General features: G+C 64.6%; 19 protein-coding genes. 8 read left to right on the top strand and 11 right to left on the bottom strand.

The features are described 5' to 3' along the window. Positions 1 to 27: 27 nt before the first annotated feature. From shc to BCEP18194_RS22855, 4 genes are all read right to left on the bottom strand, one after another. Positions 28 to 2,001 (bottom strand): squalene--hopene cyclase, encoded by a 1,974-nt coding sequence (shc, locus tag BCEP18194_RS22870; RefSeq protein WP_011353635.1) that lies wholly within the window; start codon positions 1,999 to 2,001, stop codon positions 28 to 30. Positions 2,002 to 2,012: 11 nt separating this feature from the next. Continuing rightward, on the bottom strand, positions 2,013 to 3,266 hold the full coding sequence (gene hpnE / locus BCEP18194_RS22865) for a hydroxysqualene dehydroxylase HpnE (protein WP_011353634.1): 1,254 nt from the start codon (positions 3,264 to 3,266) through the stop codon (positions 2,013 to 2,015). A 13-nt stretch (positions 3,267 to 3,279) separates the two neighbouring features. Continuing rightward, positions 3,280 to 4,128, bottom strand: a complete 849-nt coding sequence (gene hpnD, locus BCEP18194_RS22860; protein WP_011353633.1) for a presqualene diphosphate synthase HpnD — start codon at positions 4,126 to 4,128, stop codon at positions 3,280 to 3,282. Positions 4,129 to 4,387: 259 nt separating this feature from the next. After that, positions 4,388 to 4,720, bottom strand: coding sequence for a hypothetical protein (locus tag BCEP18194_RS22855; protein WP_011353632.1), 333 nt, complete (start codon positions 4,718 to 4,720; stop codon positions 4,388 to 4,390). A gap of 175 nt (positions 4,721 to 4,895) precedes the next feature. Between BCEP18194_RS22855 and BCEP18194_RS22850 the strand changes: the two genes are divergently transcribed. Further along, positions 4,896 to 5,780, top strand: coding sequence for an alpha/beta fold hydrolase (locus BCEP18194_RS22850; protein ID WP_011353631.1), 885 nt, complete (start codon positions 4,896 to 4,898; stop codon positions 5,778 to 5,780). Positions 5,781 to 5,849: 69 nt separating this feature from the next. Here BCEP18194_RS22850 and BCEP18194_RS22845 read toward each other — a convergent pair whose 3' ends face one another. Genes BCEP18194_RS22845 through BCEP18194_RS22835 form a run of 3 tightly spaced genes read right to left on the bottom strand, consistent with a single transcriptional unit; the run spans position 5,850 to position 7,772 of the window. Beyond that, on the bottom strand, positions 5,850 to 6,788 hold the full coding sequence (locus BCEP18194_RS22845) for a GGDEF domain-containing protein (protein ID WP_011353630.1): 939 nt from the start codon (positions 6,786 to 6,788) through the stop codon (positions 5,850 to 5,852). Next, positions 6,785 to 7,411: a chemotaxis protein CheC gene (locus tag BCEP18194_RS22840; protein WP_039344650.1), complete on the bottom strand. Its 627-nt coding sequence runs from the start codon at positions 7,409 to 7,411 to the stop codon at positions 6,785 to 6,787. Before BCEP18194_RS22840 ends, BCEP18194_RS22845 begins: the two co-directional genes overlap by 4 nt. Further along, the gene (locus BCEP18194_RS22835; protein WP_011353628.1) at positions 7,404 to 7,772 is read right to left on the bottom strand and encodes a response regulator; all 369 of its coding nucleotides are present in this window, start codon (positions 7,770 to 7,772) and stop codon (positions 7,404 to 7,406) included. Before BCEP18194_RS22835 ends, BCEP18194_RS22840 begins: the two co-directional genes overlap by 8 nt. Before the next feature lie 20 nt (positions 7,773 to 7,792). Between BCEP18194_RS22835 and BCEP18194_RS40065 the strand changes: the two genes are divergently transcribed. Together BCEP18194_RS40065 and BCEP18194_RS22830 are read left to right on the top strand one after the other, a co-directional pair. Beyond that, entirely contained in the window at positions 7,793 to 8,134 is a 342-nt protein-coding gene (locus BCEP18194_RS40065) for a hypothetical protein (RefSeq protein ID WP_011353627.1), read from the top strand. 108 nt (positions 8,135 to 8,242) lie between these two features. Next, complete coding sequence (locus tag BCEP18194_RS22830; protein ID WP_041493139.1) at positions 8,243 to 10,501, top strand: hybrid sensor histidine kinase/response regulator; 2,259 nt, start codon at positions 8,243 to 8,245, stop codon at positions 10,499 to 10,501. Between the two features lie 52 nt (positions 10,502 to 10,553). On the opposite strand, the gene BCEP18194_RS22825 is transcribed toward BCEP18194_RS22830, so the two are convergent. After that, positions 10,554 to 11,108, bottom strand: coding sequence for an NADPH-dependent FMN reductase (locus BCEP18194_RS22825; RefSeq protein ID WP_011353625.1), 555 nt, complete (start codon positions 11,106 to 11,108; stop codon positions 10,554 to 10,556). Positions 11,109 to 11,475: 367 nt separating this feature from the next. On the opposite strand from BCEP18194_RS22825, the gene BCEP18194_RS22820 reads away from it, so the two are divergent. Both BCEP18194_RS22820 and BCEP18194_RS40060 read left to right on the top strand, forming a co-directional pair. Then, positions 11,476 to 12,075 (top strand): RNA polymerase factor sigma-70, encoded by a 600-nt coding sequence (locus BCEP18194_RS22820; protein WP_011353624.1) that lies wholly within the window; start codon positions 11,476 to 11,478, stop codon positions 12,073 to 12,075. Further along, positions 12,053 to 12,274 carry a zf-HC2 domain-containing protein gene (locus tag BCEP18194_RS40060; RefSeq protein WP_011353623.1) on the top strand — a complete coding sequence of 74 codons (222 nt, stop codon included), beginning with the start codon at positions 12,053 to 12,055 and terminating at the stop codon, positions 12,272 to 12,274. Before BCEP18194_RS22820 ends, BCEP18194_RS40060 begins: the two co-directional genes overlap by 23 nt. 87 nt (positions 12,275 to 12,361) lie before the next feature. Here the strand turns inward: BCEP18194_RS40060 and arsC are convergent, their stop codons facing one another. Continuing rightward, complete coding sequence (gene arsC / locus BCEP18194_RS22815; RefSeq protein ID WP_011353622.1) at positions 12,362 to 12,721, bottom strand: arsenate reductase (glutaredoxin); 360 nt, start codon at positions 12,719 to 12,721, stop codon at positions 12,362 to 12,364. 1,090 nt (positions 12,722 to 13,811) lie between these two features. On the opposite strand from arsC, the gene parA reads away from it, so the two are divergent. Together parA and BCEP18194_RS22805 are read left to right on the top strand one after the other, a co-directional pair. Beyond that, positions 13,812 to 14,474: a ParA family partition ATPase gene (gene parA, locus BCEP18194_RS22810; protein WP_011353621.1), complete on the top strand. Its 663-nt coding sequence runs from the start codon at positions 13,812 to 13,814 to the stop codon at positions 14,472 to 14,474. Positions 14,475 to 14,497: 23 nt separating this feature from the next. Further along, positions 14,498 to 15,559, top strand: coding sequence for a ParB/RepB/Spo0J family partition protein (locus tag BCEP18194_RS22805; RefSeq protein ID WP_011353620.1), 1,062 nt, complete (start codon positions 14,498 to 14,500; stop codon positions 15,557 to 15,559). A gap of 90 nt (positions 15,560 to 15,649) precedes the next feature. On the opposite strand, the gene BCEP18194_RS22800 is transcribed toward BCEP18194_RS22805, so the two are convergent. Continuing rightward, entirely contained in the window at positions 15,650 to 17,017 is a 1,368-nt protein-coding gene (locus BCEP18194_RS22800; protein WP_011353619.1) for a replication initiation protein, read from the bottom strand. A 1,821-nt stretch (positions 17,018 to 18,838) separates the two neighbouring features. On the opposite strand from BCEP18194_RS22800, the gene BCEP18194_RS22795 reads away from it, so the two are divergent. Further along, positions 18,839 to 20,020: a DNA-binding protein gene (locus tag BCEP18194_RS22795; protein WP_011353618.1), complete on the top strand. Its 1,182-nt coding sequence runs from the start codon at positions 18,839 to 18,841 to the stop codon at positions 20,018 to 20,020. Between the two features lie 136 nt (positions 20,021 to 20,156). Here BCEP18194_RS22795 and BCEP18194_RS22790 read toward each other — a convergent pair whose 3' ends face one another. Then, complete coding sequence (locus BCEP18194_RS22790; RefSeq protein ID WP_011353617.1) at positions 20,157 to 21,176, bottom strand: tyrosine-type recombinase/integrase; 1,020 nt, start codon at positions 21,174 to 21,176, stop codon at positions 20,157 to 20,159. Positions 21,177 to 21,213: the final 37 nt, after the last annotated feature.

The following is a 21,213-nucleotide window of genomic DNA, read 5'->3' as shown; positions in this document are numbered from 1 at the left end:
CGTGCCGGTGGATTGCGGCGCCACGCGTTACAGCCCGACCGTCACGCGCGTCGTGTTGTCGCGCTTCAGGTTGCGATAGCGGGCGAGCGCCCACAGCGGGAAGAACTTGCGATAGCCGTGGTAGCGCAGGTAGAACACGCGCGGGAAGCCCGTCGCCGTGAAGCGCGTTTCGTCCCACAAGCCCTCTGCGTTCTGCTCGGCGATCAGGTAGTCGATGCCGCGCGCCACCGCCGGGTTGTTCACTTCGCCGGCCGCCATCAGGCCGAGCAGCGCCCACGCGGTTTGCGACGCGGTGCTCGGCGCCTGCTCGAAGCCGCGATAGTTGAGCTTGTAGCTGTCGCCGTCCTCGCCCCAGCCGCCGTCCTTGTTCTGGATCGACAGCAGCCACTGCGCGCCGCGCTTCACGCGCGGATCGTCCGGCGTCAGGCCGGCCGCGTTCAGCGAGCACAGTGCCGTCCACGTGCCGTACACGTAGTTCATCCCCCAGCGGCCATACCAGCTGCCGTCCGGTTCCTGTTCCTTGAGCATGTAGTCGAGTGCGCGACGGGCCGGTTCGCTGTTCAGCGGCGTCTCGCCGAGCTGCGACAGCATCGACAGGCAGCGGCCCGACACGTCGGCCGTCGGCGGATCGAGCAGTGCGCCGTGATCCGAGAACGGGATGTTGTTCAGGTAGTACTGCGTGTTTTCCGGTTCGAACGCACCCCAGCCGCCGTCGCTGCTCTGCATCCCGACGACCCACTCGCGCGCACGCGCGATCGAATCGCGATACGCATCGTTCTGCTTGAGTTGCTGCGCGCGCTCCATCGCCACCGCGACCACCGCCGTATCGTCGACGTCAGGGTAGTGCGCGTTCGCGTACTGGAACGCCCAGCCGCCGGGCCGCACGTGCGGGCGGCGCGAGATCCAGTCGCCGCGCACGTCGAGGATCTGCAGCGGGCGCAGCCATTCGAGGCCGCGGATCGCCGCATCCTCGGCACGCGCGTCGCGCGTTTCGAGCAGCGCATTCGCGGCGAGCGACGTGTCCCACACCGGCGACAGGCAGGGCTGGCAATACGCTTCGTCCTCCTGCACGACGAGCAGCTTCTCGATCGACTTGCGCGCGATTGCGCGATTCGGATGATCTTCCGCGTAGCCGAGCACGTCGTACATCATCACCGAGTTGGCCATCGCCGGATAGATCGCGCCGAGGCCGTCCTCGCCGTTCAGGCGCTCGTCGACGAACGACACGGCCTGGCGGATCGCGCGTTCGCGCGTGTAGTTCGGGAACAGGCCGTCGACCGCGCGCAGCGCATGGTCGACCACACGGAAGAACGCGAACCAGCCGGCGCTCTGGTGGCCCTGGCGCGGCAGCAGCCCGGCGTTGACGGGCGGATCGATGAACAGTTCGTCGATGCGCACGCCGCGCGGGTTCTTCGCGAGCGGGCGCTTCGCGTTCAGCACGAGCAGCGGCACGATCACGGTGCGCGCCCAGTACGACACCTTCGACAGATGGAACGGGAACCACTGCGGCAGCAGCATGATCTCGACCGGCATCATCGGCACCGCGCGCCACGGAATCGCACCGTACAGCGCGAGCTGGATGCGCGTGAACACGTTCGACATCTCGGCGCCGCCCATCGCGTGGATCGCACGGCGCGCGCGCTGCATGTGCTCGGCGTTCTCGTCGTCGCCGATCACCTTCAGCGCGAAATACGCCTTCACGCTCGCGCTGATGTTCGGCGCACCGTCGGTGAACAGCGGCCAGCCGCCGTCGGCCTGCTGGATGCGGCGCAGATACTTGCCGATCTTCTGCTCGAGCTCGAGGTTCGGCGTCTCGCCGAGATAGTGGACGAGCAGCACGTATTCGGCGGGAATCGTCGAATCGGCTTCGAGTTCGTAGACCCAGTGGCCATCCGCGTTCTGCGCGGCCAGCAGCGCGTCGGTCGCACGCGCGACGGCCGTATCGACGCCGGCCGGCACGGCGCCGGCGGACAGGGTAGCCATTTCGGTGAGATCGTTCATCGGTCCCTCTCTTATTGTGTCTGGAGCACGTCCGCGGCCAGCTGGCCGGAGCGGATCGCGCCCTCGATCGTGGCGGGCAAACCGGTGGCAATCCAGTCACCCGCCAGCACAAGATTGGTCCAGCGCGTACGCACGGCCGGACGTTTCATTTCCTGCGACGGCACCGCCGCAAAGCCCGCGCGCGGCTCGACGACGAGCTGCCACGCGGGGATGGTTTCCGGGTTCGCGCCGGTCACGCGCGCGACGTCTTCCCAGATGCGCCGCGCGAGCGTGTCGCGCGGCGTGTCGAGCCAGCGGCCCGCGTCGCGGATCGTCGCCGCGAGCTGGCCGCCGCCGGTGCGCACCGCGTCGACGACACCGTTGATCACGGACGTCTGCAGCGGATTGCCGGCCGGCACTTCGACCGCGAAATACGCGGTCACGACCGCGCTGAACGTGTCGGGCGCGGTGAGTTCGGGCACGAGCGGCTGTGCGACCTCGGGCGGCACGGCCAGCACGACGGCGTCGCCGGGCGCGAGATCGATGCGCTCGCCGCCGACCGAGACCGCATCGACCGCATTGCCGTGCGCACCGAATTCGAACGCGTCGAGCCGCGAGTTCAGCCGGATCTGCGCGCCGCCATGCTGCAGCATCCGCAGCGCCGGCTCGACGAATGCGCTGCCAAGGCCGTGGCGCGCGACGAGCGGACGGCAAGCGGGGCCGCCCGCGGAAAACGTGCTGCACAGCGCCGCGCGCGCGAGTTCGGCACTCGCATGGCGCGGCTCGACGTTCAGCACACCGAGGAAATACGGCCGCAGCCAACGTTCCCACAACATGCCGTCGCATCGCATCGTCTGTGCGAGTGAACGGCCCATGCGCGCGAATGCGAGCGGGGCGAGCGCGAGGTAGTCGAGCGGCGTCGTGCCCGGCGCGCGCGACGCGGCATCGAACAGCCACGACGGCCAGCGCCCGTTGCCGAAGCGCAGCGTCCAGCGCTGCTGCGACGCGACGTCGACCACCGGAAATTCAGGCAGCGCGGGCCCCACAAGCTGGTCGGTCGCGCCGATCGCACGCAGGTAGCGCTGCGTCGCGGGCTGTCCCGCGAACACCGCGTGCAGCCCGCTGTCGAGCGTCGTGTTCAGCGTCCCGTCGAACCATGAGCGGCAGCGGCCGCCCGCATGCGCGTGCGCGTCGTGCAGCACGATGCGTCGCCCGCGGCGTTGCAGCTCGACCGCGGCCGACAGGCCGGCAACGCCGGCGCCGATCACGTGGACGGTCCTGGGCATCGACTCGGTCGGCTCAGAACAGCGCGTAGCGCGCGGCGATCATCAGCATGCGCGCTTTCGGCTTGCGCAGCGGCGCGCGCGGGAACGCAAAGCCGCGTGCGATCGCGGCTTCGAGAATGCAGCGATACGCGCCCGACATGATGCGCGGCGCCTTCACCTGCGCACGCGCGCAGCTATCCATCACCGCGTCGGCCTGGCGGAAGTGCTCGAGCGCGCGCTCGACGAGCGTCGCGCACACGCGCGGCAGCGCCGGATCGCGCACGATCGTCGCCGGGTCGGTGATCGCGATGCCTTCGCGCGCAAGCAGTTCGCGCGGCAGGTAGCAACGGTTGATCGCCGCATCGTCGTCGATGTCGCGCAGGATGTTCGTCAGTTGCAGCGCGCGGCCGAGGTGATGCGACAGCTTGATCCCTTCGGCTTCCGGCATCCCGAAAATCCTCACCGACAGCCGGCCGGCCGCGCTCGCCACGCGATCGCAGAAGAGGTCGAGCGTCGGCTCGTCCGGCGCGCAGATGTCTTCGACCGCATCCATCGCCATCCCGTCGATCATCGCGTGGAAGTCGTCGCGCTGCAGGTTGAATGCGCGGATCTCGCGGTCGAGCGCAGCCAGGTGGCGCGGCGGGCGGCCGGCGAAGCACGCGTCGATGTCCGCGCGCCAGCGATCGAGGCCCGCGTTGCGCTCGGCGCGCGGCAGGTCGCTGTCGGCGATGTCGTCGACCGCGCGGCAAAACGCGTAGACCTGGAACATCGCATCGCGCTGCACGGCCGGCAGGATGCGCATCGCAAGATAGAAGGAACTGCTCGATGTGACGGCAGCGGCGTCGGTTTCTTGTTCGTCCACGACGGAATTGGAAACGGCCAAGACGAGCTCCACGGAGACACCCACGCGGGGCGATTGAAGAAGCCATGCCCGGCTGGGATGGTCAGGGTGTCAAATGCGTGCGAGATATGCGAACGATCGACGCAGACAGGCACAAATTACCGGCCGGAAGCCGGAATTGGGCGAAAGTATAGCAATCTTTGAAGTTCGATGGCGGACACGCGCCGCGTGCGGCGGCATGCCGGAAGCCGTTGGCCGGCAAGCGCGGCCGACCCGTGCGGCACCCGGCGCCGGCCGCGCGTCAGCCGTAAACGATGTCCCGCTGCAGGTCGAGCGCAATGAGCCCCATTTCGCGGGTGAGCTGCAGCATCGAACGGCGTTCGAGGCGCGAGCCCATGAAGCTCGTCACGCGACCGTCGGGCTCCGCGGTGAACTGGAAGACCGCGCCGCCCGTGCCGAACCACGCGCCCGGCACATCCGGCGATTCCTGCCAGTCGATCTGCGCGAATACGCGCGCGATGCCCGCGCGCACCAGGTCGCCCGGGCCGATCGGCGGCGCGATGTCGCCCAGGTCGTCGAGCGAATAGGGGCCGGGTTTGTCCGGCTTCCGGTAGAAGAGATAGTCGACGTTCATGGGGCGCAATCGCAGGCAAAGCAACAAATTAGCGTGCTTCAGGATAAATTCAAATCGGATACGGACGAAATGTGGCCTGTACGAGACAAGAGGGACAGGTCGAATCCGGCCCGTCTGGGCGCACGCGGGTTCGTCTAAGATGACACCTTTCTCAAAATCAGAAGACCCGGACCCCATGGAGACGAACGCAAGCGCCACCCCGCAGTCCGATCATCCCGTTTTCGTGCTCGTGCACGGCGCCTGGCACGGCGCGTGGAGCTACGCGCACGTCGCCGCCGCGCTGGCCGCGCGCGGCCACCTGTCGATCGCGCGTGACCTGCCCGCGCACGGCATCAATGCCCGCTTTCCCGCTTCGTACTTCGCCCGCCCGCTCGACAAGGACGCGTTCGGCGCGGAGCCGTCGCCGGTCGCGAACACGACGCTCGACGATTACGCGACGCAGGTGATGCAGGCGGTCGACGACGCGTACGCGCTCGGCCACGGCAAGGTCGTGCTCGTCGGGCACAGCATGGGCGGCCTCGCGATCACGGCAGCCGCCGAACGCGCGCCGGAAAAGATCGCGAAGATCGTCTATCTCGCGGCCTTCATGCCCGCGTCGGGCGTGCCGGGCCTCGATTACGTGCGTGCACCTGAAAACAAGGGTGAAATGCTCGGCCCGCTGATGCTGGCGAGCCCGCGCGTCGCCGGTGCGCTGCGCATCGATCCGCGCAGCGGCGACGCCGCGTATCGCGACCTCGCGAAGCGCGCGCTGTACGACGACGTGCCGCAGGCCGACTTCGAGGCCGTCGCGAACCTGATGACCTGCGACGTGCCGGCCGCACCGTTCGCGACCGCGATCCCGACGACGGCCGCACGCTGGGGCGCGATCGACCGCCACTACATCAAGTGCCTGCAGGATCGCGTGATCCTGCCCGCGCTGCAGCAGCGCTTCATCGACGAAGCCGATGCGTTCGCGCCCGGCAACCCGACCCACGTGCACCAGCTCGACAGCAGCCATTCGCCGTTCATGTCGCAGCCGGCCGTGCTGGCCGGCGTGCTGGCCGACATCGCGAAAAGCTGAGCGCTACATGCGCCCAGGGCATCCGCTCCGCGCACAGCGGGGCGGATGCGCGACCTGGGTGTACGCGACTTATGAGTACGCGACCGACCGATCGCGCCCGAGCCGCTTCGCGCGATAAAGCGCGGCGTCGGCCTCGTTGACGAGCACGTCGCAGGTCGGCGCACCCGTCTTCGCACACGCGCCGCCGACGCTCGCCGTCACCGGCACGCTGACACCCTCGGCATCGACCGGCATGCTGCCGATCGCATCGCGCACCTTGTCGGCCACCAGCATCGCCTCGTCGAGATTCGTGCACGGCAGCAGCAGCGCGAATTCCTCGCCGCCGAAACGGCCGAACGTATCCTGCGCGCGCACGATCGCCGCGACACGACGCGCGGTCTCGCGCAGCACGGCATCGCCGGCCGCATGCCCGAAACGGTCGTTGATCGTCTTGAAGTGGTCGAGATCGAACAGCAGCACCGACATGTCACCACCGTAGCGCTGCCAGCGCGAGAATTCGTCGCCGAGCCGCGCCTCGAAGAAACGCCGGTTCGCGATGCCGGTCAGGCCATCGCGATTCGCGTGCTCGCGCAGCTTCGCAACCGCTTCCTCGCGCTCGCGCTGCATCACGCTCACATGCGTGACGTCCGAGATCGTCACGCACACGGCCTCGACGTCGCGGCCGCGCGTGAGCGGCATGAACGTGCAGTCCTGCTGCATGTAGTCGACGCCGCCCGTGATCGGCCGGTCGTGCTCGAAGCGAAACAGGTAGGGCCGCTGCTCCCACGAGCTGAATGCGAAGCTGCCGAGCTGGAACACGCTCTCGAGCTTGCGCGACAGCCACGCGCGCGGCAGGTCGGGAAAGCAGTCGAACAGGTTGCGGCCGATCACGTCGGCGGCCGGGATACCGCTGTGGTCCTGCATGAAGCGATTCCACATCAGCACGGTCATCGCGCGGTCGAGCACGAACAGGCCGAAGCCCACCCGCTCGATCACGAGGTCGCTCAGCGACGGGGTGGTGGCCGTCATAGCGCGGACAGCAACGCGTCGAGCGCATCGCCCATCAGCCGGATCGAATCCTCGGCCATCAGCATCACGAAGTGGGCCCGGAACGCGTGGTCCTCGAGCCCGAAGTTCACTTCCAGCAACAATGCAACGCTCCATGCCAGCTCGGTCGGCTGGAATACGTCGTCGAACGACACGTTCGCGCCGAGCAGCCCCGGCGGAAAGAACACAGGCTTGCGGCCGAGCTCGTCGAGGATCGACGCGACGCACGCACCCATCAGCACGTTCGCGACGTCGAACACGACTTCGTCGGGTGTCGCCATCCCGCCGTACACGCCGTCGCCGAACGTACGGTCGACGACCGACATGAGCCGCGCGATGCTCGCGGTGCGGCACAGCACGATTGCTTCGCCCTTGATGTCGGAACGAAAGCCCTGGCGCACGGCGGTCACGTTGTCGTGAATGCCCGTCATCTCGCGCAGCGCGTCACCGGCGTCGGTCGCTTTCACGACCCGCACACGCGGCACCGACAGCTCGATGAAGTGCCCGAGCAACAACGCGAGCCGCGCGGCGGCGCGGCCCATTGCGAGGTTGGCGATCTCCTGCAACGCGTCGCGTTGCTCCGCCGTGAACACCGAGTCAGGCATACAACCCATACTCCTTGAGAATGGGCAGCAATGCCTCCGACGTCACGGGCTTGGCTACGAATGCGATCGCGCCCAATTCGCGCACGCGTGCTTGCGCCTGCGGCTGGATATCGGCGGATACCACGATCACGAACGTGTTCAGATCTTCGTGGCGCAGTGTCTCCAGGACCTGATAACCGCTCATGTCGGGCATCGTCAGGTCCAGAAACATTACGGAAGCTTTGCCGTCACGATAGAGCGCCAAGGCCTCTCGACCATTCGCGGCATACGTGACTTCGACGTCCCAGCCTCCCGGCAGCGCCTTTGTCAGAAGTTTGCGAGCGAGCAGCGAATCGTCGGCAATTACAATCGGCAAAGGCATGGAGCGAAGCGGTATACGGAATGGTCTCTCTCGCGTTAACGACCGCGCGGCGCACTTCTTTAGGCGCCATGCGTTCGGGTGCGGGCAACCGTCTTGCGGCCGCGCGCGGGCGCCGCGACGCGGGTGCGCGCGACGCACCGCGCGGCGAACGCCGGCGGGCGCATATATCTGTCATAGGGAAAGCAAGGCGCGATTCTCTGAGTAAACCGGAGGCGATGCAACTCGCCATTTTCACCATTTCGAACAGAATTGGTCCGAACACGCATCATTCCGAAAACAGCCGCGACCATTTTCGAGATAAGCACGCAAAATTTTTCCTTGTGTACGTTTGCGCTGCCGGATTCGTCGCGTTTTCAATCTGACAATTTCCCCCTGTCGAAATCGACAGGATTACCAGCGTCCGGGGCCGTGCGGCGGCCCGTCGCAACTCGTTTATGATGGCAGGCACCTCCGCCTCACCCGCTTCCTCGATGACGTCCGACCGGCCCGCCGATTCCCACGCTCCCGCCTCCCCACCCGCCGACGACTGGCAGGACGACGGCAACTACGCGTCCGGTGCGCCCGAGCACGATTTCGCGGTGCGTCGCGTGACGCTGATCGTGCTGCTCGTCGCGGCGATCGTACTGCCGTGCATCTACGTCGTGGTGATGGCGTACAACGACCTGAAGACGCGCGAGGCCGCCGCGAGCGACGTGACGATGCGCACGGTGCGAGTGGCCGAGGAGCACGCGCTCAAGGTGTTCGACCTGAGCGAAACGCTCGATGCGCGCATCGTCGATCTCGTGCAGGACATGGACGACGCGACCGTGCGCAACCGGGAGTCCGACATCCACGAAGCGCTGAACACGATCGGCGGCGGCTATCCGCAGGTGGCCGCCGTGTCGATCTTCGGCGCGAGCGGGATGCTGCTCGCGAACAGCCTCTACTATCCGGCGCCCTATGCGTCGATCGCGAACCGCGACGACTTCGCCGGCATCCGTGACGGCAAGGTCATCGAACACATCTCGCGGCTGATGATGGGGCCGCTCAAGCTCGAGAACATTCCCGTGTTCAACACGGGCGTCGCGCGCCGCCATAGCGATGGTTCGTTCGCCGGGATGGTGTCGATCGCGCTGAAGTCGTCGTATTTCAACGCGTTCTACCGCGACCTGCTCGGCGGCGCGAGCACGCCGATGACGATGGCGCTCGCGCGTTCGGACGGCGCGGTGATCGCGTCGTATCCGCCGCCGCCGGCACTCGCGCACACCGATCGCGCGGTCACGTTCGGCGACGCGCGCAACGATCCGCGCGCCGGTGTCGTGCGCGTGCGCCACGACGGCGCGAGCAGCGAAATCGTCGCGTATCGCCAGGTCGGCAGCTATCCCGTCTACGTGACGTGCGCGTACCGCACGTCGGCGATCTGGCATGAATGGTACGAACACCTGAGCGTGTTGTTCATCTCGATGTTCGCGCCGTCGGTCGCGCTGTGGTCCGTGATCTGGCTGTCGCTCAAGCGGCTGAAGGCGGAAGAGGAGGCGTGGGACCGCTGGCAGGCCGAAGCGTCGATGCGGCGCTCGATCGAATCGGCGTACCGGCAGTCGCGCAAGATGCAGGCGCTCGGCAACCTCGTCGGCAGCGTCGCGCACGACTTCAACAACCTGCTGATGATCATCTCGAGCAACGTGCAGATCGTGCGGCGGCGCGGGGTCCAGCATCTCGACAAGGAGCTCGGCGCGATCGAACGCGCGCTGAAGAACGGGCAGTCGCTCACGCGCCAGCTCCTCGGCGTCGCGCGCAAGCAGCCGCTGCACAACGAGACGATCGACGTCGGGCAATGGGTCGGCACGTGCCGCGAACTGCTGAAGACATCGCTCGGTTCGAAATCGTCGCTGGTCGTCGCGATCGAGCCCGGTGTCTGGCCGATCCGCGTCGACGTCGCGGAGCTCGAGCTCGCGGTGATTAACCTCGCGGTCAACGCGCGCGACGCGATGGCGACCGGCGGCCGCTTCACGGTCGGCGCGCGCAACGTGACGCTGCGTCGCGAGGACGGCTTTCCGCTGACCGGCGACTTCGTGCAGATCTCGCTCGACGATACGGGTTCGGGCATGGCGCCCGACGTGCTCGCGCGTGCGTTCGAGCCGCTGTTCACGACGAAGGCGCAGGGGATGGGGACCGGGCTCGGCCTGCCGCAGGTGTTCGCGTTCTGCGAACGCTCGGGCGGGCTCGCGACGATCGACAGCGCGGTCGGCGCCGGCACGTCGGTGCGTCTCTACCTGCCGCGCGCCCGCGCCGAGGATGTCGTCGCGCGGCCGCAGGCGGTCGTGCACGACGCGGGGGCAGGCGCGCTCGCCGGCCTGCACGTGCTGCTCGTCGAGGACAACAGCGAAGTCGCGGCCGGCACCGAAGCGCTGCTGTCGCTGCTCGGGCATCGCGTGACCTACGCGCCCACCGCCGACGACGCGTTGCGCCTGATCGAAGGTGCAGCCGCGAACGACGCGTTCGACCTCGTGATTTCGGATATCCACATGCCGGGCCGCCTGAACGGCATCGACCTCGCCGAAGCCGTCGAGCAGCGGCCGGAGAAACTGCCCGTGATTCTCGTCACGGGTTACGCGGAGGAGCTCGACCGCACGCGCACCGTCAACGTCCGCGTGCTGTCGAAGCCGTTCGACATCGCGCTGCTCGACGAGATCCTGCTGGGCATCCGTGAAGCGCGCGATGCACGACACGCGCGGCACGCCGGCACGTGACCCGCTGCGAGCGGGCCGGTGCCGACGCCGGCGGCGTGATCGGGTGTGACGCTCAGGCCGACTTCAGCAAACGCACCCAGCCCGTGTAGCGATCGACGAAGCCCTGCAGGAACTTGCGGGTGTCTTCGCTGACGATCTGGCCCTGGTCGTCGATGCGCGCCGGATCGTGCTTGATGAACATCTCGGGCTGCCCGAGCGTCTTCACGTCGAGATACGCGAGCACGTTGCGCAGGTGCTGCTGCGCGAGCGCGGTGCCCGTCGCGCCCGGCGACGTGCCGAGCACGGCACCCGGCTTGCCCGACCACGAGTTGGAACCCCACGGGCGCGAGCCCCAGTCGAGCGCATTCTTCAGCACGCCCGGGATCGAGCGGTTGTACTCGGGCGTGAAGAACAGCAGCGCGTCGGCGGCCTCGATCGACTGCTTGAAGCGCTTCGCGACTTCCGGGAAATCCGCGTCGTAGTCCTGGCTGTACAGCGGCAGCTCGCCGATCTCGACGAACTCGAACGAGAAATCGGCAGGGGCGAGCGAGATCACGGCGTGTGCGAGCGCACGGTTCCACGAAGCGCGACGCAGGCTGCCGACGACCACAGCGATGCGATAGGACATGGCATTCTCCTTCCGGTGAGTGAGGAATCGGATCGATTGCTTCCGAACGAGCGACAAAGGTCTGTTTATAGGCAAGCCAGCCCGCGAACCGCCCCACGGGGCCGTACGGCCGACTTTCCACAAGGTTTTCCACAGAAATTGTGGATAACTCGGCCGTTATGTTCTGACGTTACAGATTGCCTACTGCGGGTCGTTGCCGACACGCGACACAGGGTTCGGCAAGCATAGCGCAGCGCGTCGGCCGGTTTCGTGAATTCGTGACGGAACATGCATTGCAGGCCGGGACCGCGCCCAGTAAGCTGCTCGCACTGCGACGCGCCCGCCCTGTGGCGCACGCGTGATCGTTTCGAGACACCGCAACCCAGACATGCCGTCCGCCTACGACGATCCCGTTTATCTCGCGCAACTGCGGCGCGACCTGTTGCGCTTCGCGCGACTCCAGCTCCGCGACGCCGACGCGGCCGAAGACGCCGTGCAGGAAGCGCTCACCGCCGCGTGGTCGCATGCGGGCGATTTCGCCGGGCTGTCGGCGCACAAGACCTGGGTGTTCGGCATCCTGCGCAACAAGCTGATCGACGTACTGCGCGCGCGGCAGCGGACGGTGAGCCTGTCCGCGCTCGATGCCGAGCTCGACGGCGAATCGGTGCTCGATCGCGAGTTGTTCAAGGAAAACGGGCACTGGGCCGCCCACGCGAAGCCGCGACCGTGGCCGCGCCCCGAAACGCTGTTGCAGCAGCAGCAGTTCTGGACGCTGTTCGAGGCCTGCCTCGATCACCTGCCGGAGCAGATCGGACGCGTGTTCATGATGCGCGAATTTCTCGACTTCGAAATGACGGACATCTGCAGCGAATTGACGCTGACGACGAACCATTGCAGCGTGCTGCTGTACCGGGCGCGCACGCGACTGCGAACCTGCCTGAGCGAACAAGGACTGACGACCGAAGATGCTGCCGGGGAAATGTACTGACGTGACGCGACTGCTGTCGGATGCGCTCGACCGGCATCTGACCCTGCATGAGCGCCTGCAGGTGCGTATACACCTGCCGACCTGCAGTGGCTGCAGGGCCTATCGCGGGCAGATCGCGCTGCTGCGGACAGCCGCGAAAGCGGCGGCGGGGCGGGGGCCTGCCCCGGACGATGACGATACGTCGTCCGGGGAAGGCTAGGCCTGGATCGTGCCGGCTTCGATTGCCGGCGCTTGCCCTAGTGCTTGCGCCGGGCTGACGCAATCAGAAAAATACGGCGGGCAAGAATTATTCGAACAGCGCCTGCACCGATTCGGGCGGCCGGCCGATGGCGGCCTTGCCGCGATAAACAACGATGGGCCGCTGCAGCAGAATCGGATGAGCGGCAATTGCCGCATAGGCTTCCGCATCGGTCAGATCGGCACGGGCAAGATTCAGCTCCTTGTACGGCTCCTCACCGTCGCGCAGCATGTCGCGAACCGGACGGCCAAGCTGCCGATGCAGCGCTTCCAGTTCCTCGACCGTCGGCGGCGTCTTCAGGTACTCGACGACATTCAACGGCGCACCAGTGGTATTCAGCGACTCGACCAACGCAAGCGTCTCGCGCGACTTTGAGCATCGGGGGTTGTGGTAGATCGTGATCATCATTCAGGCCTGGAGGGTAGAGCCCTGTATTGTAGCCAGTCTGCATTGGTGGGCTTGATGGGGTGGTCGACGAGGGATCGTGCGATCGGGAGTGGATTCGCTGCTTCGTAGAGCCAGGCCGGTTGATGAGGCAGTGCGATGGCGCGCGAGAGGGGAGTGCTGTTCGGGATGCTCTTCAATGAATTGGTGGGTTTATGCGCATAAAGGCTAGGGAAGCTCTGTCGCGGGATGGTGAATAAAGGCCGCGCACGCCTGATCAATGCGATGGGAGGCTATCTGCGAAGGGGGTAGCCGGTGGCGTCACAGGACGGTTGGTTTATGCGCATAAAGCGGGCTATTGCCGGGTGAGGTACCTCGCGATTCGCGGCGCAGCGCTGCCGACATTTGAGCCTGCTGGGTGTGAGTCTCTGCTGGGTGTGAGTCTCTGCTGGGTGTGAGTCTCTGCTGGGTGTGAGTCTCTGCTGGGTGTGAGTCTCTGCTGGGTGTGAGTCTCTGCTGGGTGTGATTGCTGCGTCGGTATGCTGCCTCGCAAGTAGACCACCGCGCTCCGGATCCCGGCGCAGTCGGGATGTGATCCCTCGTTACTCGCCGTCTACCGCCTGCGGTTTATGCGCATAAACGTAGCGCCCGGATAGCGTGGTGTGTCGACGTACGAGGGTTCAGCGGCACACCTCGACGCTGCGTACCCTGCCAGGGCGTACCACTCACAACCCACGCTCAGAAGCACCGGCCGTTCCGTCAGGCGTTACGCAACGCGCAAGTCGCACCATCGAGCGCCCCGGCTTCCGCGGAGTTTATGCGCACAAACTCTCCGGCTCTCAGGCAAAGCTGCCCCATCGAACAAAAGGGCAGTGCACGCGCCCCCGCAGCAACTCTCTACTCACCCCGACGATGCCACACGTGATGCCACCGGGTTGCTTATCAACGCTTCAGGTATCCGCCACACCATCCAATCACGCCACCCACCATCGCCGGTTCGTTTATGCGCATAAACCGATAGCCCGAATGGCCAATGCGTAGTTGTCGAACGACAATTTCATTGAAATCCAAATATCGTCATGTAGAATTCCAACGACCAAAATAGGAGTGAAAATTGGCCGCGGAAATCATTGCAGTCACTCAACAAAAAGGTGGCGTCGGCAAAAGCACGATTGCCATGCACCTCGGTGCCGCGTTCCATGAAAAAGGGAAGCGCGTCCTCGTCATCGACGCAGACCGTCAAAACACACTGGTTCACTGGTCGAGCGCATCCGGCGACAGCGACACCGGCATTCCGTTTCCAGTCGTCAACCTGGCCGAAGCCGATGGCCAGATCCATCGCGAGATCAAGAAGTTCATCAACGACTACGACATCATCGTCGTGGACTGCCCGCCGTCGATCACCGAAAAGGTATCGGGCGTGGTCCTGTTGGCGGCATCGATTGCCGTGATCCCGACGTCGTCGTCGCCGGCCGATTACTGGTCGAGCGTCGGGCTGGTCAAGCTGATCCAGCAGGCGCAGGTCATGAACGAAGACCTCCGCGCCGTCTTCCTGCTGAACAAGACCGAAGAGAAGCGCATGCTGACCCGCGAGCTCAAGCGCGCGCTCGAGGAACTCGGCTTCCCGTTGCTGAAAACGCAGATCCCGACCCGGGAGGCGTACAAGCAGGCAATGGCGCTCGGTCAGACCGTGCTGCAGATGAACGATCGTGGCGGCAAGCTGGCTGCCGCAGAAATTCGCGCATGCGCCGACGAAATCGTCGCCATGCTGCCCTGACTTTATGCGCACAAAGGAGTCACATGAAACCTTCCCAATTTGCCAAAGGATTCCAAGCGCGCCCGGATATCACGACGAGCGAGAAGCGCACGGCGCTCGATCGACTCAATGCGATCGACGGCATCGTCAAGTCCGAGACGCCCACTCCGGCGCCGACCAAATCCGCAAAGAAAGACATCGCGCCGCCGCCCGCTCCCGAGCTCACGCTTGATCCGTCGATCGATGAATCGGCGCAATATCGCGCGTGGCGTCTCGAGAACCGCTATGCGCCGGGGCAGGTGATCGAGCTGTCGCTGAAGGCGATCAAGCACAGCCCGTTCAATCCGCGGCACTTCTATCTGAAGTCGTCGATTGCCGAACTGGCAGTCAACCTGGCGAAGCAAGGGCAGCAGCAGGCGATCCACGTGATTCCGGACTACGAGAACCCGGGCACGTATTTCGTCAGCGACGGCGGCCGCCGCGTGCGGGCACTGAAGGAAGCGAACAAGGAATCGGTCAAGGCGATCGTCATCGACGTGCCGATCGGCATCCAGAGCTACAAGCTCGGCTACGATCTCAACGTCCAGCGCGATTCGCAGACGGTGTTCGACAACGCCGTCGTGTGGCGCCGCTTCCTCGACGACAAGCATTTCCAGAGTCAGAAGGAGCTCTCCGAGCACCTCGGCCTCGACGAATCGACGGTGGCCGTCGCGCTGTCGATCGGCAAGCTGCCGGAAGCGATCATGCAGGAAATGGTCGCGCGCCCTGATCGCTTCGGTTCGAACATGGCGTATCAGGTCGGCCGTTATCACAACGCACGCGGCACCGAGGCCACGCTGCGGCTGATCAACAAGATCGTGTCGGACGATCTCAGCACGCGCCAGGTGTCGGACATCGTCAAGGGCCGCGTCGCGGCGCAGGAAACGCCGAAGGCCGCGGGCCGTCAGCGCTATGCGCAGCGTCTCGAGATCAAGCTCGGCGGCAAGTCGGTCGGCGACCTGAAGTCGTATGGCGAAGATCGCATCGAATTGCGCCTGCGCGGTCTCCCGAAGGACAAGCGCGACGCGATCCTCGAGCAGCTCGAGCGGATGCTGTTGTCGGAGTGATGGAAACGGCCGGCGGGGCCTGGTGAGGACGCCGGGCCCGCCAATCGAGGGCGGGGCCGGCGGCGGCCCGTCAACGGGCCTGAGCGGGCCTCAGGCGGCCCGCGACTGGTTCAGCGTGAACGACAGCAGGTCGCCGTCCGTCGGCTCGCCCCAGGTCCTCTGGGCCAGCCAGTCGAAAAAGGCCGTCTCGGCCAGCTTGGAATCGAGGCCGCGCTTGCGCCAGTCGTCGCGCAGATGCGTGCCCATCGTCGGCAGCGCCTCCGATTCGAACGACTCGCGCGCCACTTCGCGCTCCGCGTCGCCCTGCTCTTCGTACAGCACCTTCGCTTCCTTGCGGCGGAACGCCGCGAACTCGCTCAGCAGGCGTGCCTTCAGATCGTCCGGCTGGGCCGCTGCAATCTTCGGGGACGGCGTGCCGGCAGGCAGCGCGTCGACCGACTCGACCGGCGGCGCATAACCCTTCTTCAACGCATCCTTGAACAACGCCGGCGCGCTGCGCACCGGCGGCAGCGTCGTGCTGCGCATCCGCTGCTCGGTCATCTGCAGCGCGGCACGAATGCGGTTCTCCTCGCTATCCGCGTAGAGCGTCTGCGCTTCCTTCAGCGGAATCCCGAGCTTCACCATCCGGTCGACCAGCGTGCTGTCGAACACGTTCGGGTGTTCGTCGAGCGCGAGCATCGGCTGCTTGCGTTCGGTCACGCGGAACTGGATCTCCGCGACCCGGCGCCCTTCACGGTGCTCGATCAGCTCGACGAAGATGTTGGTGACCGCATTGACTTCCGCGATCGCGGGACGCAGATAGTCGCGCTTGAAGTACTTGTACTCGCGCTTTGCCTCGTCGCCGGCTTCCGTATCGGGCGTGCCCGACAGGATCGGCCGCCACCACTCCCACGGCTCGCGCATCGTCAGGTGGCTCGGGTTCGTCAGGTAACGCACGCAGATTTCGTACAGCGCGAGGCCGGCGCTGCTGCGCAGCTGGCTCTGGAACTGCAGGCTCAGGCGCGCGTACTGCACCGGGTCGAGCAGCTTCTTCTTGATCTTCGGCGCGAACGAGAATTCGACCCACACGCGGCGGGTTGCCGGATCCTCGAGAATTTCCGCGTCGGCGATCAGCGTCGAGATCCCCCACTTGCGGCCCGGCTTCTGGCTCGACGTCCCCGTGCTCCATTCGACCTGCACCGACACCATGCGGCGCAGGTGCTCCTTCACCAGTGCGGTGTCGTTCGAATCGAAAGCGGAGTTGGCAACGATGTCCGACAACAGCGCGCGATACGTATCGCCCGAGTCGTCGGCCTGCTGGGCTACGGCCAGCAGGACATTGAACAGCTTGCGAGTGAGGAGCGTGATCTTGCCGCTCTTCGGCTGAATTGCGATCGCCTCGACGGCCTTACGCAATTCGGCTGAACTGGCACTCACCACATCCACATCGGTTTTCTTGGCGCGCTTCGTCGTGGCCATACGTCGGGTCGGAGGAGAAGTTTTCCGGAAGGATAGCGCCTGCGGTGAAGTGCGTCCAGAACGACATGCTCACCATAGCGGGTGAAGCGCGCGTGCAAAACGGCACTCACCCCAGGCGCTCCCGAAAACCCTCACCGCTCCGGATTTGCAGCGTTCCGGACTCGTCCAGACGTGCTGCGGGATGCGCCGATTCACAGAATTTCACCTGTGCACGACACGTGCGAAATGTGCTCCCGTATCGGCTCACCTTTCGATTTGTCGTAATTTTACGACTGCGCGGCTGTGCGTTCGGCACAGGGTTGCGATCCCACGTCGTCGCACCTGCCGATCGGCCCCCATCGGCCTGTATGCATGTACAGGCGTGACTCACCGGGAGATCGGAAGCGGGTCCGGCATCCCGAAAGACGGCTGCGAAACCGGTCTGCGCGACCCGATTGGGCCTGCTTTGTCGGCCCGGGCGCGCATTGTACAGTGCACAAATCGTATCGGGTCCCGAAAATACTCACCTCGAGCACAGTATGTTCATTCGTCCGGATATCGACGAATGCCCGTCACACACGGGATTCGCTACCCGAGCCTCCCGAAAACGCTCACCTTACCGAAAAATCGCTGTGCTTCAATATCCACGGGAATGGCTCCCGAAAAGCCTCACCGTAACTGCCTCGGTATCAAAAATCCCAATGCCTTCCGATACTTATGCACAGAAGGCATTTGGCTGTGCGCCGCGGACATCCCCCGAAAAGCCTCACCTTTCGACGGAAATCCTTCATACGACAACCTCATGTCAGCCCCCGAAAAATCTCACCTGTGCCAAAAAGTGGCACAGCAAAAACGCGATTTCTTCCAGTCCTGGCGGGCTTTTCGTCGAATTCGGCCACTCACCGGTCCCGAAAAGCCTCACCTTTGACCATTTTTCAGGCAAATTCCATTCCCGAAAAGTCTCACCTGTTGCTGGAATCACAGTCTGTGATCTGGGCCCCGAAAAATCTCACCTCAGCGGGTTCCGGGCAGGAAAACCCTGATTTCCCTCCCGAAAAACCTCACCTTTAGGGCTTCACAGGCCCCCAAGCGCGCTTTTGCTGTGCAAAATGGCGTCCGTTTCCCGGAAGTCCTCACACTAAATGCCCGCGGAGTCCCGTGAAACCTCACCTTTCGGAAAAACTGCCTAAAAGATGGTCAGAAACGGGGCGCAAAGAAGGTCCCGCAAATTCTCACCTATGTCTGCACAGGCAGAAAACTGTGCAGTCAGGCACAGCGCGGGTTCTGTGGCTGTGAGGCCCCGAAAAGCCTCACCTTTGGGAAATCTCGTGTTTCACTGTGATCCTGAATCCCCTCACGACCTTTCCCGCAACGGCTCACGCAGCTCCCTGAACCCCATCACGTCAGCTCCCGCAGAAGATCACCTTGGCTCCCGTAAAACTTCACCTTGTCGGCCGGAAAGCCTTGCAACATAAGGCTGTGCCGTGGCGTTAACGTTTTTAACTAAGGGTTCAAGGGTGTTTACTTCTAATACTCTCAAGACAATGGCTGACGAGTTTTCCACAGACACCCCAACCCCTGAACACCCACAGGCAATCGGATCCGTGTTCATGTGAAACAAATGCCCAAATTCGGGGGCTGCAGGAAAATGCTTGTGGGACAAGGACTTGGCGGACTTTCTTCGCTTTGTTTCACGGAATCCGAAACCACAGTCGTCCGGATTGGCTCACAGACCCGATTTCTGTGCACAACGACGTAAATTCACAACGTCGAGCCGAAACAAGTATCAATAAATACGTATTTCGTTATGATTACCACACTTCAATGTCTGTGAGCACAGCGATGACCCTGGACGAAATCCGCCACGCCATTCGGGACGAACTGGAATCGCTGCGCGCGAACGGCGCACGACGACAGGAATTGTCGCTGCACGCGTGCAAGCGGTTGTTCTTCGATCTTGGCATCAGACCGTCGGCTGCCAACGTCCGTGATCTCACCCAGACCGGCAGCGCCAGCGATATCCCGAAAGACATCGACCATTTCTGGGAGCGCATTCGTTCCGCCTCCAAGATCAGGCTCGACGGTGCCGCAATCCCGAAAGCTGTCGAGGAAAAGGCCGGTGCGTTACTCGGCGCACTCTATGAAGAAGCGTTGAAAGCCGCGCGGGATAGTCTGGATGGCGATCGCGAGCAGGTTCGCGCCGGCGTTGCCGATGCCGAACAGCGGTTGCGCGACGCAACCGTCCGCCAGGAAACGCTCGAAGGCGCGCTCGCGCGTGGCGAAGCAAAAAACGAGCAACTGCAGGCTCGCGTGACCGAACTCGAGGTCCAGCTCGCGTCGCAAACGACGCACGGTTCGGCGAGCGAAGCAACGTTGCTCACCACAGTCGCCCGACTGGAGAAGGAACTGGCCGCGGCCGCAGGCCGCGTCGAAGCCGAGCAGACGCACAATGCGACGCTGCGTGACCGCATCGATACGCTACAGGCCGAACTGCAGCAGCGCACCGAGCACTACGCGCAGCAAATCAAGGACGCGGTGGCCGAAGCCGAACGCCGCGTCAAGCCGATGCTGGTCGAGCTGGATTCGTTGCGCAGCATGGCGTCGACCTATCAGAGCGGTTTGCGCGACGTACAGCGCAAGGAATTCGATTTCCTGCAGCAACTGAGTTCGGCCAAGGCGCGTGCCGACCGGCTCGAAGAACAGTTACGTAGCCAGGGCGATGAACTCGAACGTGCGACGCGCGATGTGAGCGCGTTGCGCGCGAGCCGCGGCATGAATCCTGAAATCGCCGCGCTGATCCGCCGCCTGGCCGATGCCGGGCAACTGGATCCGGACGCGTTTGCCGCGATCGGCACCTCGCTGGATCAGGAGATTCCGGTGCCGGCCCATTGTCCGCATTGCGACGGTGAGCCGGAGCTGTCACATAGCGAAGAGGGTTTCGAAGTGGCCTGCCCCGAGTGCGAGCACGCTTCGGGCGCATGGCCGTCCCGGTTCGAAGCGGTCGCGCGCTTTGCGCACACGTGACGCCAGGATCGGCTACACCGCACAGGTGAGACGATCCGGGGAGCTTGAGGTGAGGTTTTTCGGGAGCTGTGAAACGGTGAGGCTGCGCCACACAAGGCTGCTCACGGATCGGTTCGTGTGAGCAGCCAATTCGTGATCAGTGAGTTTCGTCGCTATCGGACGCGTCACCGTTGCTGTCGGCCAAACCGTCACGCCAGTTCTTCCATGCGCGATGCAGCCGGTTCGACGAGATCGGCCGCATGAAGCCCAGCCATTTGCCGACCCGTTCGGGCGGCACGTCGTGTTCGAACAGCTCAGCCGCATAGGTATTGCGCAGCGTTTGCGGGCTCGCGCGTGCGGTGCGCGACGACGTGAGCCCGGCGGATTCGACGATCGCGTCGATCGCGCGCAGCATTGTCGCCTTGTGCATCGGCCGCCCGGCATGGGATGCCGGGAACACGAGTTCCCCCGGAATGTCCTGGCGCTTGCGCTCGGTGAGCCAGGCTTCCAGTAGGGCGATCGCGAACGAGGCGAGGTGGGTTTCGCGTGCGAAATCCGGATGCGTCGACTCGATCTGCAGCGACGTCCCACTCGTATTGATGCAACTAATCGTAAGTGCGCGAGCTTCACCGGTTTTAATGCCGGCGCCCAGAAACGCGGCGACGAGCGCGCGGTCGCGCCGTTCTTTCCAGTACGCTGAACCGGATACGCCGATCGGCGAAAACAGGTACGCGAGCAATGCCGCGCGCTCGGCGGGCGCGAGGAAACCGGTCGGTTCGTTGTCGCGGGCCTTACGCCAGTTCGCTTCGCCATCCTGAGCAATGAACCGGGCCGGGTTGGTCGACGCGTATTCGGTGCGACGGATGTGGTCGAGCACACGCTCGATCAGCCGCAAATAGCGCATTCTCTGGGTTTTCCGGATCGGCAGCTCGCCGACGAAATTCGCGATGGTTGCGGTATCGACCGTGGCCAGGTTCTTCTGGTGTGCGCGCATCCAGGTGAGAAACGCGCCCCACTGCGCGCGGTAGACGTCGGCCGACGAGCGGCGATAGTCCTGCATGGCGAGCCATGCATCGAAGGCGGCTTCTGGCGAGACGATCCAGTCGGATGCGCCGCGGTCGAACAGATCTGTTTCTTCCGGGCGTGCGGGGGTGTCGGGAGAGGCGGGAAGAGACATGTGATTTATTCCGTTAGTTGCGTATATGGTAGCCCTT

Source organism: Burkholderia lata (assembly GCF_000012945.1).
Taxonomy (GTDB): domain Bacteria; phylum Pseudomonadota; class Gammaproteobacteria; order Burkholderiales; family Burkholderiaceae; genus Burkholderia; species Burkholderia lata.
This window is presented reverse-complemented; position numbering and strand designations above follow the sequence as displayed.

Excerpts from the sequence above, each read along its gene's own strand:
- BCEP18194_RS22825 (WP_011353625.1), bottom strand. The coding sequence starts at position 11,108 with ATGTCCTATCGCATCGCTGTGGTCGTCGGCAGCCTGCGTCGCGCTTCG.
- BCEP18194_RS22850 (WP_011353631.1), top strand. The coding sequence starts at position 4,896 with ATGGAGACGAACGCAAGCGCCACCCCGCAGTCCGATCATCCCGTTTTC.
- BCEP18194_RS40060 (WP_011353623.1), top strand. The coding sequence starts at position 12,053 with ATGCTGCCGGGGAAATGTACTGACGTGACGCGACTGCTGTCGGATGCG.
- hpnE (WP_011353634.1), bottom strand. The coding sequence starts at position 3,266 with ATGCCCAGGACCGTCCACGTGATCGGCGCCGGCGTTGCCGGCCTGTCG.
- BCEP18194_RS22805 (WP_011353620.1), top strand. The coding sequence starts at position 14,498 with ATGAAACCTTCCCAATTTGCCAAAGGATTCCAAGCGCGCCCGGATATC.
- BCEP18194_RS22830 (WP_041493139.1), top strand. The coding sequence starts at position 8,243 with ATGACGTCCGACCGGCCCGCCGATTCCCACGCTCCCGCCTCCCCACCC.
- BCEP18194_RS22790 (WP_011353617.1), bottom strand. The coding sequence starts at position 21,176 with ATGTCTCTTCCCGCCTCTCCCGACACCCCCGCACGCCCGGAAGAAACA.
- BCEP18194_RS22795 (WP_011353618.1), top strand. The coding sequence starts at position 18,839 with ATGACCCTGGACGAAATCCGCCACGCCATTCGGGACGAACTGGAATCG.
- arsC (WP_011353622.1), bottom strand. The coding sequence starts at position 12,721 with ATGATGATCACGATCTACCACAACCCCCGATGCTCAAAGTCGCGCGAG.
- BCEP18194_RS22855 (WP_011353632.1), bottom strand. The coding sequence starts at position 4,720 with ATGAACGTCGACTATCTCTTCTACCGGAAGCCGGACAAACCCGGCCCC.
- BCEP18194_RS40065 (WP_011353627.1), top strand. The coding sequence starts at position 7,793 with ATGGTCTCTCTCGCGTTAACGACCGCGCGGCGCACTTCTTTAGGCGCC.
- shc (WP_011353635.1), bottom strand. The coding sequence starts at position 2,001 with ATGAACGATCTCACCGAAATGGCTACCCTGTCCGCCGGCGCCGTGCCG.
- BCEP18194_RS22840 (WP_039344650.1), bottom strand. The coding sequence starts at position 7,411 with ATGCCTGACTCGGTGTTCACGGCGGAGCAACGCGACGCGTTGCAGGAG.
- BCEP18194_RS22845 (WP_011353630.1), bottom strand. The coding sequence starts at position 6,788 with ATGACGGCCACCACCCCGTCGCTGAGCGACCTCGTGATCGAGCGGGTG.
- BCEP18194_RS22820 (WP_011353624.1), top strand. The coding sequence starts at position 11,476 with ATGCCGTCCGCCTACGACGATCCCGTTTATCTCGCGCAACTGCGGCGC.
- BCEP18194_RS22800 (WP_011353619.1), bottom strand. The coding sequence starts at position 17,017 with ATGGCCACGACGAAGCGCGCCAAGAAAACCGATGTGGATGTGGTGAGT.
- BCEP18194_RS22835 (WP_011353628.1), bottom strand. The coding sequence starts at position 7,772 with ATGCCTTTGCCGATTGTAATTGCCGACGATTCGCTGCTCGCTCGCAAA.